The organism is Pseudoalteromonas sp. OOF1S-7 (assembly GCF_022347765.1).
Classification (GTDB): domain Bacteria; phylum Pseudomonadota; class Gammaproteobacteria; order Enterobacterales; family Alteromonadaceae; genus Pseudoalteromonas.
This window is the reverse complement of sequence record NZ_JAKRFZ010000007.1, coordinates 199,713-216,925: the sequence shown is the minus strand read 5'-3', so window position 1 is coordinate 216,925 and position 17,213 is coordinate 199,713. Positions and strand designations below refer to the sequence as shown.

At 50.3% G+C, this 17,213-nt stretch carries 14 protein-coding genes and 1 pseudogene; 7 read left to right on the top strand and 8 right to left on the bottom strand.

The window, feature by feature from the left end; genetic code table 11:
- Positions 1–62: 62 nt before the first annotated feature.
- Positions 63–656, top strand: a pseudogene (locus MHN33_RS12615) (ATP-binding protein); the annotation flags it as partial.
- Positions 657–664: 8 nt separating this feature from the next.
- On the opposite strand, the gene MHN33_RS12610 reads toward MHN33_RS12615, so the two are convergent.
- From MHN33_RS12610 to MHN33_RS12600, 3 genes are all read right to left on the bottom strand, one after another.
- Complete coding sequence (locus tag MHN33_RS12610) at positions 665–1,369, bottom strand: response regulator transcription factor (protein ID WP_239398328.1); 705 nt, start codon at positions 1,367–1,369, stop codon at positions 665–667.
- A 210-nt stretch (positions 1,370–1,579) separates the two neighbouring features.
- A complete protein-coding gene (locus tag MHN33_RS12605; protein WP_239398327.1) occupies positions 1,580–4,033 on the bottom strand; it encodes a prolyl oligopeptidase family serine peptidase in 2,454 nt (817 codons plus the stop codon).
- 89 nt (positions 4,034–4,122) lie between these two features.
- Positions 4,123–5,331, bottom strand: coding sequence for an EAL domain-containing response regulator (locus tag MHN33_RS12600; RefSeq protein WP_130243954.1), 1,209 nt, complete (start codon positions 5,329–5,331; stop codon positions 4,123–4,125).
- Between the two features lie 173 nt (positions 5,332–5,504).
- Between MHN33_RS12600 and MHN33_RS12595 the strand changes: the two genes are divergently transcribed.
- Positions 5,505–6,518 carry a site-2 protease family protein gene (locus MHN33_RS12595; RefSeq protein ID WP_239398326.1) on the top strand — a complete coding sequence of 338 codons (1,014 nt, stop codon included), beginning with the start codon at positions 5,505–5,507 and terminating at the stop codon, positions 6,516–6,518.
- Positions 6,519–6,557: 39 nt separating this feature from the next.
- On the opposite strand, the gene MHN33_RS12590 is transcribed toward MHN33_RS12595, so the two are convergent.
- Positions 6,558–7,871, bottom strand: a complete 1,314-nt coding sequence (locus MHN33_RS12590) for a TIGR00366 family protein (RefSeq protein ID WP_239398325.1) — start codon at positions 7,869–7,871, stop codon at positions 6,558–6,560.
- Between the two features lie 237 nt (positions 7,872–8,108).
- On the opposite strand from MHN33_RS12590, the gene MHN33_RS12585 reads away from it, so the two are divergent.
- A complete protein-coding gene (locus tag MHN33_RS12585) occupies positions 8,109–8,333 on the top strand; it encodes a hypothetical protein (protein ID WP_239398324.1) in 225 nt (74 codons plus the stop codon).
- Here the strand turns inward: MHN33_RS12585 and MHN33_RS12580 are convergent.
- Entirely contained in the window at positions 8,325–9,230 is a 906-nt protein-coding gene (locus tag MHN33_RS12580; RefSeq protein WP_239398323.1) for an AEC family transporter, read from the bottom strand. The genes MHN33_RS12585 and MHN33_RS12580 overlap by 9 nt on opposite strands.
- 134 nt (positions 9,231–9,364) lie before the next feature.
- On the opposite strand from MHN33_RS12580, the gene MHN33_RS12575 reads away from it, so the two are divergent.
- A complete protein-coding gene (locus MHN33_RS12575) occupies positions 9,365–9,739 on the top strand; it encodes a YacL family protein (protein ID WP_239398322.1) in 375 nt (124 codons plus the stop codon).
- On the opposite strand, the gene MHN33_RS12570 is transcribed toward MHN33_RS12575, so the two are convergent.
- Complete coding sequence (locus MHN33_RS12570; RefSeq protein ID WP_239398321.1) at positions 9,736–10,452, bottom strand: 2OG-Fe(II) oxygenase; 717 nt, start codon at positions 10,450–10,452, stop codon at positions 9,736–9,738. The genes MHN33_RS12575 and MHN33_RS12570 overlap by 4 nt on opposite strands.
- A 29-nt stretch (positions 10,453–10,481) precedes the next feature.
- Here MHN33_RS12570 and MHN33_RS12565 point away from each other — a divergent pair, with 29 nt between their 5' ends.
- Complete coding sequence (locus MHN33_RS12565; RefSeq protein ID WP_239398320.1) at positions 10,482–10,877, top strand: thioesterase family protein; 396 nt, start codon at positions 10,482–10,484, stop codon at positions 10,875–10,877.
- 11 nt (positions 10,878–10,888) lie between these two features.
- Here MHN33_RS12565 and MHN33_RS12560 read toward each other — a convergent pair whose 3' ends face one another.
- Together MHN33_RS12560 and uvrA are read right to left on the bottom strand one after the other, a co-directional pair.
- Complete coding sequence (locus MHN33_RS12560; RefSeq protein ID WP_239398319.1) at positions 10,889–11,974, bottom strand: hypothetical protein; 1,086 nt, start codon at positions 11,972–11,974, stop codon at positions 10,889–10,891.
- 68 nt (positions 11,975–12,042) lie between these two features.
- Positions 12,043–14,862 (bottom strand): excinuclease ABC subunit UvrA, encoded by a 2,820-nt coding sequence (uvrA, locus tag MHN33_RS12555; protein ID WP_239398318.1) that lies wholly within the window; start codon positions 14,860–14,862, stop codon positions 12,043–12,045.
- Positions 14,863–14,986: 124 nt separating this feature from the next.
- On the opposite strand from uvrA, the gene MHN33_RS12550 reads away from it, so the two are divergent.
- Positions 14,987–15,739 (top strand): transporter substrate-binding domain-containing protein, encoded by a 753-nt coding sequence (locus MHN33_RS12550; RefSeq protein WP_275442794.1) that lies wholly within the window; start codon positions 14,987–14,989, stop codon positions 15,737–15,739.
- Between the two features lie 97 nt (positions 15,740–15,836).
- On the top strand, positions 15,837–17,204 hold the full coding sequence (locus MHN33_RS12545) for an MFS transporter (protein WP_239398316.1): 1,368 nt from the start codon (positions 15,837–15,839) through the stop codon (positions 17,202–17,204).
- The last annotated feature ends 9 nt before the right edge of the window (positions 17,205–17,213 follow it).

Sequence of the window (17,213 nt, the reverse complement as noted above, 5' to 3'; positions counted from 1 at the left end):
TCAAGCTGGCTCGCACTAGTTGATAACTATAATCACACTATCAAATAAAATGATGCTTGTCAGAGTACGAACGTAAGGTATTAGACTCACTGAGAGAGCCGATGGAGACGGGACTGGTGACTATTTCTCGCGCCGCGCAGCAGGTTGACTTTCCAGCTTGCTTTCAGCTTATAGCTGCACTGAACCCGAGTCCTACAGGCTGTCATACTGATAAACGGGCTTCGCCAGATCAGGTACTGAGATATTTAAGTAAAATATCAGGGCCTTTTGTCGACAGGATAGATTTACAGATTGAGTTGCCCAGGTTAAGTACGCAGGAATTACAATCAACCAGACAGGAAGTGACCAGTGAGGAGATCCGCAACCGAGTTGAGGCTGCCTTTGAGGTCGCTCTAAAGCGTCAGAGAAAGGCGAATGCCAGATTGACCACCCGAGAAATAGAAACGTATTGTGTCCTTACCTCCGATGTGGCACAGCTACTTGCCAGAGCAACGGAGAAGCTCAACCTGTCTCCGCGCTCTTATCATCGCATTATTAAGGTCGCCAGAACCATTGCTGATTTAGCTCATCGTCCGGATATTACGGTACCTGATCTGAAAGAAGCGCTGAGTTATCGGGCCTTCGAGCGCTTGCTGGGGCAACTGACTTATAGCTAGGTCTTTGATTAGGTAGATAGCATATAGCCTTTGCCACGGACTGTGACGATGCGCTTTTGCTCCTTTTCGTCTCCAAGCTTTTTACGCAGCCTGCCGATAAGCACATCAACGGTTCTGTCGCTGGGACTCCAGTCGGGTTGACCGATCTCTTCCGAAATTTTGGCCCGAGAAGTCGCTTTACCTGCGTTTGCAATGAGACAGATAAGCACTTTGTGCTCGGCTTCAGTGAGCCTGGCTTCGTCGCCATGCGGATTAATCAGTGTGCGGTTATCCGGGTGCAGTTTAAAGTCTGCGTACTCGATAAACTCTTCGGATTCATCTTCGCCTTTAGTGCCTGCGATGCGCTTATACAGGGCTCGCATCCGTAGTTCCAGTTCAAGTAAATCTACAGGTTTGCAGACATAGTCGTCGGCGCCTTGTGCTAAACCGGCGATCCGATCTGCTTGTGTATCTCGGCTGGAGAGCATAATTACGCCGATGTCTGTGAGGGTATTGAGCTCTTTGGCTAAATTAAGACCATCTGTTGCGGGTAGCACTACATCTACGATGGCCATATCGAAGGGGATACCCTCATTCATTTTGTTATGAACGAGCTGCAATGCCTGTGCACCGGTGTTATCCAGCGTGAGCTGAAATTCAGTATCAGCAAAATGGTTTGCGATCCTTTTTGCCAGTAGGTCGTCATCTTCCACCAGAAGCACGTTAATGTTCATAGCACCGTAACTTTATCAATAAATCACTTATATATTAGCACTGAGAAAACTGGGCTGAGAAGGGTAAGTTGATTATTTTCAAATAAAAAACAATGCAAATAAACCTTTAGTATGAGGTCAGTAAGTGAATAAAAATGTGGTAATTCTGAAATATCATACAGTTGAATGGTTTTTTAAAAAAAAGGCAGCACCTAAGTGCTGCCAACGATATTACTTACCGTACAGGTGCTGCCACCACTGCGGTTGATCTTTCAAGTGCTTATCAAAGTAGGCAAGCATGGTATCCCACCACTGGAAGCGTCGGTCGCGGGCAAATATCTGATGATCCGCATCCTTAATTTCAATCAATTCAACATCCTGACCCAGCAGTTTCAGTGCCGTATACATAGTATGGCTTTCCCCTACCGGCACGTTGACATCGGCATCGCCGTGTAACAACAGGAGTGGAGTCGTGACCTTGTCGGCATGGAACACGGGGCTATGTTGTGAATATAGCTTGGGGTTATTCCAGGGGAAACTGTTTTTTGAGGCTTCACCTGAGTACAAGTAACCCCACCACCCCTGTCCCCAGTACGAGGTAATATTAGAGATACCAGCATGGGAAATAGAGGCACTGAAGATGTCTGTTTTTGTCGTCAGTAACATGGTCATAAAGCCTCCGTAGGATGCACCAAGATTACCGAGACGACCCTTATCGACAAACGGATATTCAGCCAAAAAAGCTTTGGTCCCTTTGATAATGTCATCGGCCGTTTGTTCGCCCCAGGCATTCACATGCTGAGCTGAGAATCGTTGACCAAAGCCAGTTGCGCCTGTGGGTTGCAACACATAAACAACATAGCCGTTTGCGGCCCACAGATTAAACGGATAACGCCCCGTAAAAGCTCTTGAAACCGGTGATGTACCGCCGTAATAATAGATCAATGCCGGGTACTGTTTGGATCTATCCAGGTTGTGAGGCAGGTATACGCGGCCCTTGATTTCTGTGCCCTGATTGTTGGTAAAGTTAAACTCCTCGAGCTTCGCAATCTCACTGTTGGCATATACAAGCGGCGCTGAATCCCACACCGTGCGAGCGTGGTTCTTACTTATACTGACCTGCTTGAGTTGCTGTGGTGCAGAGACTTGGGTGCCCGCCACTATCAGTTTAGGTCTACGGTTATCGGCAATGCTGAAGTGCTCAACCACATCCAAACCCACGCTCAAACGCGTGTAACGATCTTTGCTCAGATCATAGAGATACAGCGGCTGGCGGTCTTCCTCTTTCACTTTGGCAATCACATCTCCGTTACTGAGCACGTCGATACTGCCAATAGCAGGATCAAATTGCTTGCTCAGTGCTTTAGCGTTTGCGCCTTGGCTATCTAACCAATATAACTGACCGTCATAGTTGTTTGACAACTGATCTTTCTCAACCGCTCTGCCAAGGCCATTGTTAAAGTCCGGCCCTGCCAGTACATATACGCCCTGAGCGCCATATTTAGCTTCATTAAAAGTGCGGTATTGACCGATGACGTTATGAGAGCCATGTGTCAGGTTTAACTCAACCAACTCTGTGAGCATATGTGGTGGCGCAGCATAATCTTGCACTGTACGGCTGGTCAGAATGCGGTTGCTTTTAGCATCGTGGTCTTCGAGTGTGTGGCTTTGCTTACCTTCGGTAAGTGCCTGGATCAGGCCGGTTTTGATATCCAGCAGGTAGATCTGTGTGTTGGTCCGTGCGTATGACCAGCGATCTTCAAGGCCCTGGTAGTGTTTCACCAAAGATTTGTCTGCTGAGGGGGATTTAGACCAGCTAAATATCAGGCTGGTATCGTTAAAGTAGGCAAAGTCGCTTGCGCCTGCCAAATCTTCAGCGATAACCCGAGACCTGAGGTTATCAAGATCGAGTGTTTTGAGTTGGCCGTCTTGACTATAGACCAGCTGTGCCCCATCCTTGCGCCATGCCAGCGAGCCGGCGTTAACACCATCAAGGGTGAAAATAACCTTGTCATCCTCATTGTAAAGCGTGGTACTGGTCAGCGCCTGATTACCTCGGTTTGGCTGGTAGTGTTTTTGCGTGACAACATAGTGTTCAGCATCAGGAGAGTAAGAAATTGCGCTGATCACCGGCGCATCAAATAACTGCTTGGCAGATAAAGCGCGGGTAGACTTGCCAGTAAATAGCAGGCGGTCATGATCTGTTTTACCATTGAATGCCACCGAGACTTTTTTCCAGTTGGCAACTTGCTCAGCGACTATGATGACCTGATGATCGCCCGTGGGTAAATTCAGTGTTGAGGTCATTTTGTCAGAATGGCGTTCACCATTGACGAAAATATGCGCCTTTTCTATGCCATCCAGTACCAGCTCACCCTGAACGAAGCGGCTGACCGAGAACTCCATTTTCAGTGCCTGCAGTCCGCCCATGGTCAGTGCGTTTAGCTGCGACAGGGGCTGCCATTTGGCATCAACACCCAGCATAGACACGGTTTTCTCTGCACCGGATAAACTTGGGAGCAGATTGGCAATAATGGTTTGTTGATGTGCCGTATTATTGGGCTTAATTGTGCTGGCCTGGCCCAGTGGGCCAATAAACTGGATATCTTGCTTGTCTATTGGAGCGGCATTGAGTGAGGTGCTCAGGGCAGACAACAGCAGCAAAGCAGCCGATCTTAACTTCATAGTTTGCGCCTATTGTGGGTAAATTAGACGTATACTATAACATAGACTTTGTGCTTCTCACTTAAGCGTGAGACTAACACCGGAGCCCCTTATGGGTTTGAATTGATCATTCTCTGCCATGAATGGATCCAGCGAATAAACTCGGGCAGGGCTTTGGGCCGGCTGATCAGGTAACCCTGCATCAGCAAGCTGTACTTGTATTTCTCCAGGTATTGTAATTCTTCGATGCGCTCAATGCCTTCGGCGACAATATCCATTTGCTGGTTTTGCGCGATATCAATCAGGCTATCGACTAGCACCTGAGAAAAGCGATCAGACTCTATATAGGTGATCAGGGAGCGATCCAGTTTGATCTCGGTAAAGGGCAGGTTTTTAAGTTGCTGTAGGTTAGTAAATCCAGTGCCGAAGTCATCCAAAGACAAATCAAACCCCCGTAATCTCAGCCTGTTGATGGTTTCCAGTTGCAAACTGCTGACAATCGGCTGGTTTTCGGTGATCTCTATGATCACTTCTTTGGGTTCGAGGCGATTGAGTTCGAGGATCAGTGCCAGCTTATCGGGGCAGCCGCTGTCATTGAGCTGCACCGGTGACAGATTAAACGCGAGCTTAAATGGATAATTGAGTTCTGCTCTGAGTTTTTGAAACTCTTTGGTGGCTTTCTCAAACAACTGGAAGGTCACCAGATTGATTAAATCCAAGTCCTGAGCCACACCTATAAATCGGTGGGGTAGCAAGGTTTCGCCATGTTGATGAGAAACGATGCGCGCAAGCACCTCCACACTTTTGATCTTTTTACTGCCACGATGCACTTTAGGTTGATAAAAGGGCGTGATTTCACTGTTACTGATGGCATACAGCAATTGATCTTCCGTGACACAGGGCTCTTCCGTATCATCGTTACCAATAAAGCTGTCCAGTTTCTTCAGCAGCCTGTCTACATCATTGAGCTGCACTGGCTTAGCGATGTTGCCAATCAAGTGGGTATTATGTTGTCTTGCCAGGTTCGCAGCCAGGTCCATGACTCTGGCTTCCATCTCGGAAATAATAATGATTCCGCCAGGGTAGCGCAGCTCTCCCAGCTTGCGGATCAGCTCCATGCCATCCATGTCTGGCATGTTGAGGTCGGTAAAAACCGCGTCATATTGCAAGGGAGTTTGCCTGACCAGCTCCAGCGCCTGAGGCGCGCTGGCAACGGTGGTAACGTAGTCAACCTCCAGCTCTGCCAGTATGGCCTTCATCACCACCAGAATGGCTTGAGAGTCGTCAACCACGAGAATGTGTTTAGCCTGATGCTGCATAACGCTATCCTTAGTACGGAACCTATTTTCAAGTTTAGTACATAGGGTGTAGAACGCACATGACAGTGAGGTGGCTGGGCAAAATAATCACCACAGACATGAATAACAGGCTAGGTACTTGCCAATCAAAAGTGCGTATAATGGGCACACTGTATAGTTAACGACGAGTCAGTATGACCCGCATTGAATTTCCCTTAGCAGGCCATCAGGTGTCTGTGTTAGTGAACCGCCAGGAGATCCTTGAGGTTTATCAGGACCAGCAGCGGCTGGCACATGAGCCCATAGACGCACAGCAAGTTGCAGTGACGGTCGCCGGACAGCAGCTCCGGCTGGACCGCAGTCGGCTCGCGGAGGGGTTATTAGCCGTCGCGGTAAACGAAGAGCCGTGGCAATGGCTCGAAGTGCCGGTTGCACATAATGATAACAAGGGCAGCTGGTTCGGGCTTGCCGCTTTGGGCTTCAAGTTACTGAAAAGTGCGAATGTGGTTAAAGCGGCGCTGGCCGGCGCGTCACTGGCCGGTTATGCCTGGCTGTTTTCCTGGCAGTTTGCGGTCATGCTGCTGGCATGCCTGGTGATCCATGAATATGGCCATATCCGGGCAATGCGCTATTTTGGGTTAAAAACCAAAGGGATTTATCTTATTCCATTTGTCGGTGGCTTAGCGGTCAGTGAGGGCAAACTCACAACGCGTTGGCAAAATGTCATTATTTCTTTGATGGGACCGGCCTTTGGCTTGCTGGCCTCTGTGGCTGCGGTGGTCTTATATTATGCCTCCGGGCTGGAGATATTCGCAGGCGTGGCAGTGCTAAGCGCCTTGCTTAACCTGTTTAATATGTTGCCGATTTTACCCCTGGATGGGGGTCATGTACTCAAGAGTATCAGCTTTTCCATGCGCTCCTGGGTCGGTTTGCTGATCTGCCTGGCGGGGATCCTGCTGGGTGTACTGATCAGTTATATCTTCGGTCTGATGCTGCTGGTGTTTTTCCTGGTAATAGGCACGATAGACATTTTACTGGAATGGCGAGGTCGTCATCAGGCGCACCTGATCCCGCTGGATCGCTATGGACAAGTTGTCTCAACGGCACTTTATGTCGGTGTATGCGCGGGTTTGATTGGCGTTATGTGGCACTTCGCAGATGCTGATAGCGTATTGCTGAGTTTGCCCATTAAGGTGTTATCAAACTAGCCTTCGGCCGGTCAGCGTACTGACCGGCACGTTTGAGGTCTAAGCCAGAGTCAGCAACAGTGCAATCACAACGCCGCTGACGAGCAACTGAAGCAGGCAAAATCCCATGATGTCTTTTGCTTTTAAGCCGGCAATCGCCAGCACCGGCAGTGCCCAGAAAGGTTGAATAAGATTGGTCCAGGCGTCTCCCCAGGCCACAGCCATCGCAACACGTGCAATGTCGGCGCCCAGCTCCTGGGCCGCCGGGATCACAATCGGTGCTTGTACAGCCCATTGTCCGCCGCCAGAGGGGACAAAAATATTGACCAGGCCGGCGCTGAGAAAGCTCCATAATGGCAAGGTGGTGCTGCTACTTACCTCAACAAAACCGCTGGAGATCTGCTGCGCCAGTCCGGTTTTGACCATCACGGCCATGATCCCGGCATAAAAAGGAAACTGGATAGCAATACCTGCTCCTCCTTTTATCGCCTCCTGCAGGCTATGCAAAACGTTAGCAGGCGTGCGGTGTAACAGAATAGCCAAAAACAGAAACAGCGCGATGACGCTATTGAGATTAAGTGTGCCGTTGGCTGCCACAAAATAATAAAGCAGATAGCCACATCCGAGCAGGCCTACGGCGATACCAAGCAAAGCACTGTGCTCAAGTCGTTCTGCCGGGGTCAGTATCGCAGGACGACAGTGTGGCTCAGCGTGCGCCAGTTTGGCCGGATCAACCACGACCTGCGACTCGGTAGGTGGCAGCATAAAGCGGTTGAGCAGGGGCATGATCACCAGCAGCGCTCCCAAAATAAGCAGGTTAAAAGGGGCAAACAAGGTCTGGCTGGTGCTCAGAACGCCTATCTGAGCTTCAGCAAAATGTCCCGGGGTGGCAATGGTCAGGGGCACTGAACCGGCCAGTCCGCCATGCCAGACAATAAATCCCGAATAAGCACTGGCAACCAGCAGGCGATAATCCACCACAATCTGGCGAGCGAGTGCTTTGGCAAATAAAGCACCCACCACCAGGCCAAACCCCCAGTTCAACCAGCTGGCCAGCATTGCAACCAGGGTGACCAGTATGATCGCCTGAGCGGGTGTGCGCGCCAGGGTTGCCAGTTTATTCAGCGCCATTACACAGGGGCGTGTACTGGCTAACATATAGCCACAGACTAAGATTAATAGCATCTGCATGGCAAATTGCAGCAGGTTCCAGAACCCGTGTCCCCAGGCGGTGATGGCTTCAAGTGGCGATGCAGGTGTAAGCACGCTGGCCAGGGTAAGCACCAGCAGGGTCAGCAAACAGACAAAAACATAAGGGTCGGGTAAATAGCGTTCGACCAGTCGGCTGAGTGGCTGTGTGAGACGATTTAACATGACAAGTTCCCATTGAATGTGCGCGACAGTTCAGCCTCCAGCTTAGTGATTTAATTCGCTAAAAGTTAGTCAATTAAGCTATATTAACCGCTGAATGAACCGCGTGTATTTTATATTTTATTGATTTTAAAGTGTTTATAAATTTGGCACAAAACGTGTAATAGATAAATCATACGATTGAATTGACTGCGCGTCACTAGTCAAATGCGCAGTAGAAACTAAAAAAGAGAGGTCTTTATGGCAGGACAGGGTTCAGGAGGCAATGTAATTGCCGCGATATGTAATGTCTTTTTTCCGGGCTTAGGCCAATTAGTGCAGGGACGTTTACTTGCTGCACTTATCTTTGCGATCATCTGTGTTGGCGGATATGCACTATGGTGGCTGGTGGTACCAGCGATTCTGGCGGCGATCGTGCAATTGTGGTCGATCATTGATGCGGCCAAATACCGCTCATCAGACTGATAAAATAGCCAGCCACAAACTGAAAGAGATCACACTCAGCAGTGTGGATAATACCACACTGCCGGCGCTGATAGCCTGTTGTACCGCTAGCTGGCGTGCGACCAGGTAGGCATTGACCCCCAGCGGGGCTGCGCTCATCAGGGTCACGACCTGGCGTTGCAGCGGCTCAAGTGCCAACAGGGTTGCTGTCAGGTAAACGGACAAAGGTAATATCATCAGCTTCACTAAGCTTATCATCAATGCCGGAAACCACACCGGCCTAAATCCGTACTGCACGAGGCTGGCACCGAGCACAAACAGTGCGCCTGGAATAGCAGGCTGGGCAAACCAGTCCATACCTGACAGCAGTAACCTAGGTAGGCTCAGTGACATCAGGTTGGCGATCAGCCCCAGGCTGATGCTGAGCACGACCGGGTTCAGAAACAGCGGTTTGAGCCATTCAACTCCGCCATTTGCTTTTCGGGCCAACACAAAAGTCAGTGAAAACAATACTGCACTGTGCAGCGGGATGATCATAAACACCATAGCCGCAGCCTGCTCACCGAATGCGGCCAGAATGACCGGCAAACCCACCACCACGGTATTCGAGTAGGTGCTATTCAGTGCGCTAAGTGCTGCGTCGCCCATAGTAAGGTTAAAGCGAATTCGCATTAAGACGAGTACCATCAGGTACAGCACTACCACCGGCAGATAAAAGGCCAGCAGCAGAGAGGCTGATGCTACCTGCGACAGATCGGCACGCAACATACTTAAAAAAAGCAGTACGGGAATGGCGAGGTTAAAAATGTAAACCCGGATCCCATCCAGTTGTGCGGCGGAGATAAAACGGATCCGCGCAGCCACAAAGCCACAGGTGACGACGAAAATCAGTGGAAACAGGATATCAATGAATGTCACGGCTTACTCGTTGGTTGCGAAGGAAACGTTGTCAATGCCGGGCGTTATTATACGGGTTTATCTCGACTAAACAATGCAGTGCAGCGTGGTTAAGGTATACTTACAGGGTTGTATTAAATGAACTTGAAGTGACTATGGAGTATCAGTTTATTCGCGATCCTATCAGTGGATTTCGCGTCAAAATGTCAGCTGAACATGAGCTGGTGGGTCGTTGGTTGAATGATGAACTTGAGCATGCGGCATTGCCGGGATTACTGGCGCGGCTGAAGGAGATCAAAGCGAACCGGGATGAGTTTTGTCTGGAAGGGCGCGAGGTGCGCCTGATTGTGTCACACCAGGAAGCCCTGTTTGAAGCCCACGATTTATTTCATGAGCAAACGGAGGCGTTGTCTGCTTTTAGCGATGACGCGCTTGCCCTGGAAGAACATGGCCTGAGCGCTGGTTGTGGCTTCGAAGACTTCGAAGCCTTGTTGCTCGACTGGCAGGACTTTATCCGCCGTCGTCGTTAGCTGGTGGCCTGCTGAGGCGGGACACCATACAATTGCTCTGCCCGATTGAACAACACCCAGGATGTGAGGATATACTTGTCATTAGAACGAGGCATGTTGCCCCGGTGCGTGTGTGTAAAGTAGGCCGGCGCAATGACCATCGAGCCTTGTTTTGGCTTGATACGCTTGTCCTGATAATGAAACTCGGTTTCCCCGCCTTCCTCTACATCGTTGAGATAAAACATAAACAAGAGTACGCGGTGCAACGCTTCGTTGTGCTGTAGTTGCGGGTAAACCTCGCTGTGCCAGTACGGGTATCCGCCTTCGTTGGTTGGATAGCGCTGAGCCTGAATAGAGCCTAACCGGAATAATTGCTGGGTCAAAATAGGTAATTGTGGTTTACCCACTTCTTCAAAGTTATCAACGGTTAAATTAACTGGCTGGCCAGTTTTCGGGTGGAATACACTCAGCCCGAAGGCCCCAATCATCATGAAAAAGTGCTCTTCAATATAATCGAACAGGTATTTCGACGTGGTTTGTTGAATGTGTGTTAATTGCTGCGCATAATCCGGGTATTGATTTAAATAGAGATCCTGACTGACTTTCTTACTGAGGTCGACACCACCTGAGGTGGTTCCCTGAGCCAGGTGGGGGCTGTTATCAAAGGTCTGAATAAACTGCTGGCAAAACTCAGGACTCAGTGCATTTTCATAAATGCGAATAAAATCAGTCATGTTGATATCCAAAATTGGTTAGAATTATTATGTTGTCAGAAACTCTTATGCCGCGTTTCAGTGAAACGGATGTCCTCGGACACATCAACAATACCGCACTCCCGGTATGGTTTGAAGCGGCGCGCACGCCTATTTTCAAAATTTTTACACCGGATCTTAATCCACATCAATGGAAGCTGATTGTGGCCAAAGTGGAAGTGACTTTTAAAGGCGAGCTGTTTTACGGACAAGCGGTTGAGGTTAAAACAGCCATTGAAAAAATTGGCAACAGCTCTTTTGTGATCTTACAGCAAGCCTGGCAGCATGGGGAATGCTGCGCAGAAGGCCGCACTGTGATGGTGCGATATGACTTTGCAGCCAAAGCGCCACAGGTGCTGAGTGATGACGAAAAGCGTGCGCTCGCTGAGTACGCGCTAAACCAGTAAACATGCAATGATCACTGAGTTGCGGCAACGGGAGTGCGAAACTGATGTCCAATAGCCGCCGAAATACAGGGTTTAACAACAAATTCGTAGCGGGTCGGCTCGCCATCAATCTTAGTGATCTCTAACAGTTCGTAGTCGTTTAACTCGATGATCCGGGTACCCGGCGTTATTTCACAACGCGAGCGACTGTCCGATTCATACTCATAGATGAAATAAGTGAGTACATTTTGCAGGTGGCGCTCGTAGTTGTCGGCATTTTTTTCAAATGTGGATAGCTGCACCTTGATTTCATCAAGCTCAGCTTGTTTTTCTGCCAGTTTTGCTTGTGCCACATCATCAAGCCCTGAACCTGCAATGGCGTCAACATTCGCGCGCGCGATGACATTCTGAGATTCTTCTGGTACCGCAACATTGACCTTTATTGACTGACCGGTGAAGCCTTCGAAGATATGCTGTAAAAAGCTATTTACGCCTCGTGACATACCGGTTGAGGATATAAACACCGCCATTTGATAGAGCAAAAACAAGCCAAAGAAAAAGCGCACCAAGCCTGTGGTGACAGGATACTGGTAATCCGGGCTGTGCCACCATTTGTGCAAGCCAAAGGGCCTTAACAGCATCAGCACGAACAAATAAGCTGGCTGGATGAGCTGCAACAGGATCAGCAAAAGAATGCTGGTGGTGACAAACCAGGTCGGCACGGACAGCAGCATACTAAAGTTGTGGGAATAGGGCAGGTGATCGGCATTAACTCCGGTAATGTCATTGACCATGCCAGCCGCCTGGGCCAGTGCATAGTTGGCAATAAAGGCATAAAACAATAAGATCACGGCTTTGCCGGGCAAGCTTTCCCAGAGATGAATAAACCTGGGCCAGAACTCCCGGGTCATGGCTATCAGTGCCAGAAGTGATGCACCCAGGTAAAGAGGGCTGTCTTCAGGCGCCTCATTAAAAATGCCAAGCAGGCACAGTATGGTGGCCGAGCAATAACAGCGCTGTGCGACATTGAGTGCCTGCCAAAATGCCTGCCATTTTTTTTGCACCACGATCAGGGGGGTTAGTGCACTTTGCATACCCCCGGGTATTGCCAGTTTCATTATTATTATTCCGTTCTCTGACGTATTTAGAGAGAGTGGGGGAGTGGCTCCCCCTTTTGGTTGCTCCGTTATAGCATAGGCTTGAGGTATCGGCCAGTGTGAGACGCAGCGCAGTCTGCAACCTCTTCCGGTGTACCAGCGATCAGGATCTGGCCTCCGCCAGCGCCGCCTTCCGGACCCAGATCGACTATCCAGTCAGCGGTTTTGATGACATCCAGGTTGTGCTCTATCACCACCACCGTATTGCCATGGTCACGCAGGCGGTGCAGCACCACCAGAAGCTGTTGAATATCATGAAAGTGCAGGCCTGTGGTTGGCTCATCCAGAATGTACAGAGTTTTCCCCGTGTCTCGTTTGGACAGTTCGCGGGCAAGTTTGACCCGTTGCGCCTCACCCCCTGACAAGGTTGTGGCAGCCTGGCCCAGTCGAATGTACGACAGACCCACGTCCATCAGAGTTTGCAGTTTGCGTTTGATGGCCGGGATCTTATCAAAGAACTCGCGGGCATCTTCTACGGTCATTTCCAATACTTCGTGGATGTTTTTGCCTTTGTAAAGGACTTCAAGGGTTTCCCGGTTATAGCGCTTACCGGTACACACATCACAAGGTACATAGACATCGGGCAGGAAGTGCATTTCGACCTTGATCACCCCGTCGCCCTGACAGGCTTCACAGCGACCGCCTTTGACATTGAAACTAAAGCGACCAACTTTGTAACCCCGCGAGCGTGCTTCCTGAGTACCAGCGAACAATTCCCGGATCGCCGTGAAGATCCCGGTGTAGGTGGCTGGGTTAGAGCGCGGTGTGCGACCGATCGGGCTTTGGTCTATGTCGATCACTTTGTCGAAATGTTCCAGGCCCTCAATAGACTGATAAGGTGAGGGTTCAGCAACCGTTGCCCCATTGAGCTCTCTGTGCGCCAGCTTAAACAGCGTGTCGTTGATGAGTGTGGACTTGCCAGAGCCGGATACGCCGGTGACACAAGTCATCAGGCCAAATGGGATCCTGAGATTGACGTTTTTGAGATTGTTCCCGCTTGCACCATTCAGTGCCAGCCAATGTTCACCAGTCTGATGACGCTGTGCTGGGATGGCAATGGCTTGTTTACCACTGAGATACTGACCGGTCAGTGACTCCGGGTTGGCCATGATGTCTTCGCGACAGCCTTCGGCGACCACATGACCACCATGCACGCCGGCCCCGGGGCCGATATCGATAATGTGGTCCGCGGCGCGGATGGCATCTTCGTCATGCTCAACCACGATGACGGTATTACCGAGATCGCGCAGATGGGTGAGCGTACTGAGCAGGCGATCGTTATCCCTTTGATGCAGACCGATGGAGGGTTCGTCCAGCACGTACATCACCCCAACCAGGCCGGCACCAATCTGGCTGGCCAGCCGGATCCTTTGTGCTTCACCACCGGAAAGCGTATCGGCACTGCGCTCCAGTGACAGGTAATTTAGGCCAACATTGATCAAGAAGGACAGGCGATCGCGGATCTCTTTCAGTACTTTTTCTGCGATCTTGGCCTTCTGGCCACTGAGGGTCAGCGCACCGAAAAAGTCACAGGCTTCGCCGATACTCATGGTGGTGACAGATGGCAGGTTGGTAGTGCCGATAAAGACGTGACGCGCCTCTTCTCTCAGCCGGGAGCCTGCACATTTAGGACACGCCTGACTGGTCTGGTACTTGGCCAGCTCTTCACGCACGGAGGCCGACTCGGTTTCGCGATAACGGCGGTTCATGTTGTTCAGTACGCCTTCGAATTCATGATTACGGGTGATCAGATCGCCGCGATCATTGCGATAATTGAAGGCAATTTTGGTGCGCCCCGAGCCTTCCAGGACCACCTTTTGCGCATCCCTTGGCAGGTCTTTAAACGGTACTTCTAAATCAAAGCCATAATGTTCAGCCACCGAGCTGAGCATCTGATAATAATAAAAACTGCGTTTGTCCCAGCCCTTAATGGCACCACCGGACAGGCTTAGCTCTGGATTTTGCACAACCCGGCTGGGATCAAAGAACTGCCGTACGCCCAGGCCGTCACAACTCTGACAGGCACCGGCGGGGTTGTTGAAAGAGAACAGCCGAGGTTCCAGTTCAGTCATGGCATAGCCACAGGTCGGGCAGGCAAAGTTGGCGGAAAACACCAGCTCCTCATCCAGACTGTCGTCCATGGCGGCCACCACAGCGATACCATCGGCCAGTTCCAGCGCGGTCTCAAAAGACTCGGCCAGTCTTTGTTCCAGACCCTCTTTCACTTTAAACCGATCAACAACCACTTCTATCGTGTGCTTTTTGTGTAGTTCCAGCGTAGGAGGATCGGATAAATCGCATACCTCACCATCAATACGGGCGCGAATAAAACCCTGGCTGGCGAGCTGCTCCAGAAGCTTAACGTGCTCTCCTTTGCGGTTTTTCACCACCGGAGCCAGCAGCATCAGCTTACTGCCTTCGGGATGGGCCAGTACCGTATCGACCATCTGACTGATGGTTTGTGCTTTGAGGGGCAGATCATGCGTTGGGCAGCGCGGCTCACCAACACGGGCAAACAGTAAGCGCAGATAATCATAAATCTCGGTGATGGTCCCGACCGTTGAGCGCGGATTGTGAGAAGTCGACTTCTGCTCAATGGAAATCGCCGGCGAGAGCCCTTCGATGTGATCAACGTCAGGTTTTTCCATCAGCGACAGGAATTGTCTGGCATACGCCGAGAGCGATTCGACATAGCGGCGCTGTCCTTCGGCATATAAGGTATCGAATGCCAGCGATGATTTCCCCGACCCCGACAGACCGGTGATCACAATGAGCTTGTCGCGCGGTATTGTCAGAGAGATGTCTTTGAGGTTGTGCGTGCGTGCACCTCTAACTTCTATTTTATCCATGGTGGCCTTATTTGCTGTACAAACTTACAGTGTTTTTCTCAGACTCCAAGAGTACCCTATCCTGTCTGTAAAATTAAGTTATCTTAGCTAAACTTACGAGAAACCTTGAAACCGGGGATCACATTTGTACTGGTTTGCTTTTATTTGCGCGCTGTTTACGCCTCTCACCGCTGGGTGTGAGCTCGTAGTCCGGTTTGAAAATTACGCGGCGCAATCGCGTATGGACACTACATTAAAGTGGCATGGTCTGGATGTCGACTTTGCCAGAGCCCTGCTCGATGAAGCCGACTGTGGTTATCAGTTTATCAATGTGCCCTGGGGGCGTGCCTTGAAAATGCTGGCTGAAGGTGAACTTGATATGGTACTCAGTGTCACCCGTACACCCGAGCGGGAGCAGTTTGCCTACTTCATCGGGCCACAAAGAATGGAAACCATTGTATTTGCGATGAATCAGCTGCGCCCTTACCCGGTGCAAACCCTGGCTGATCTGTTTAAACTCCCGGTACCTGTTGCTATTCAGAAAGGGGCATTTTATGGCCAGGTATTTAATGAGTTATTGTTACGAGAGCAGACCAAAGCCGAGTCGCAACGTTTTATCTATGTGGCGGATAACCAACGTAAGTTGAGTTTGTTAAAGCATGGCAGGATCGCCGGTTTTCTGGAAGAAAAGTTTAATGTGCTGTATCAGTCGCAGCATAACCCTGACTTTGCTCAGATCACTATGAGTCCGTTGCTGGTGAATCGTGAGCCGGTTTATTATGCCGTGAGTAAACAGTCTGTGTCGGCAAAGGATATGCGGCAGCTGGTGGCGGCGTTTGAACGGTTACAGCATTCAGGCCGATTAAAGCTGATCCTGGCAAAGTATGGATTAGAGTAAACCCCGGTTTTTCTCACTAAAATCCGATCTGGTCGTCAACACCGGGTTACTTTTTTGCTAGACTAGCGCCTGTTTTTGTCTTAGCCAAATAAGTGTCATGTCGAAACAATCACTTAACTCTCTAGAAAAACGTGCAGCCATTTCACTGGCAAGTGTCTTTGCCTTTCGGATGCTGGGGCTGTTTATGCTGATGCCGGTGCTGGCAATCTACGGCCAGTCACTCCGGGATGTGTCGCCGCTGTGGATTGGTCTGGCAATCGGTGCTTACGGGCTGACACAGGCGCTGCTGCAAATACCCATGGGCTGGCTGTCTGATAAATTTGGTCGCAAACCCGTTATTGTTGCCGGATTAATTATGTTTGCAGTTGGCTCTGTGATAGCGGCACTGGCTGAATCGATTTATTGGGTCACGGCCGGACGTGCCCTGCAGGGGATGGGGGCGATTGCCAGCGCTTTGCTGGCGCTGGCTTCCGATCTGAGTCGGGATGAGCAAAGACCCAAAGTAATGGCGGTCATTGGCATGTGTATTGGTCTGAGCTTTGCTGTTGCTATGTTGTTGGGCCCTATGGTTGCCGCGGCGTTTGGCATTGCGGGTATCTTCTGGCTGACGGCAGCACTGGCGATAGTGGGGATTGGGATAGTGATGTTTATCGTCCCCAGTGCTGTAAACCGGGCGCCCAAAGGAGACACGGTGGCCAGCATGGCTGACATTCGTAAATTGGTGCGTCATCCGCAGCTGGTAAGACTGGATCTTGGGGTGTTGCTGCTACACTTAACATTGACGACGTTATTTGTTGCGCTACCGGGCCAGCTCATTGCTGACGGCCTGGCGGCACAGGACCACTGGCAATTGTATATTCCCGTTTTATTGCTCGCGTTTGTACTGATGGCGCCGCTGATGATAGTGGCTATTCGCAAACAAAAAGAGAAGCAGGTATTTCTGGCGTCTATTGCCCTGCTGGTGCTGAGCACCCTGGCCTTGATCCCTGCTGCAAATTCGCTGGTCGGCATCGCGGTGGCGATGACCGTATATTTTATTGCGTTTAATTTTTTGGAAGCCACGATGCCTGCTTTGGTATCGCGCATCGCACCTGCGACCCAAAAGGGGTCGGCGATGGGGGTCTTCTCTTCCTCTCAGTTTTTTGGGGCTTTTGCCGGTGGTGTGACGGGGGGTTATCTTGCCCAGCATTTTAATCCTCAAACTGTGTTTGCTGCGGCCGCGGCAATTGGGGTAATATGGCTATTTATTGCATGGCGTATGCAAATCCCGGTGCGAAGTAAAACCCTCAGTTTTGTGACTGAGGTTGATGAGCCTGAAAAAGCCGATGAATTGGCAGATCAGCTGGTCGCATTACCCGGGGTGATCGAAGCGACCGTTGTCAGTGAAGAAAATCGTACCTACTTGAAAGTAAACGATAAAGAATTTGATTTAAACCAAGCAAAGCAAGCCCTGGGCTTGCGCTAGCTTGCAATA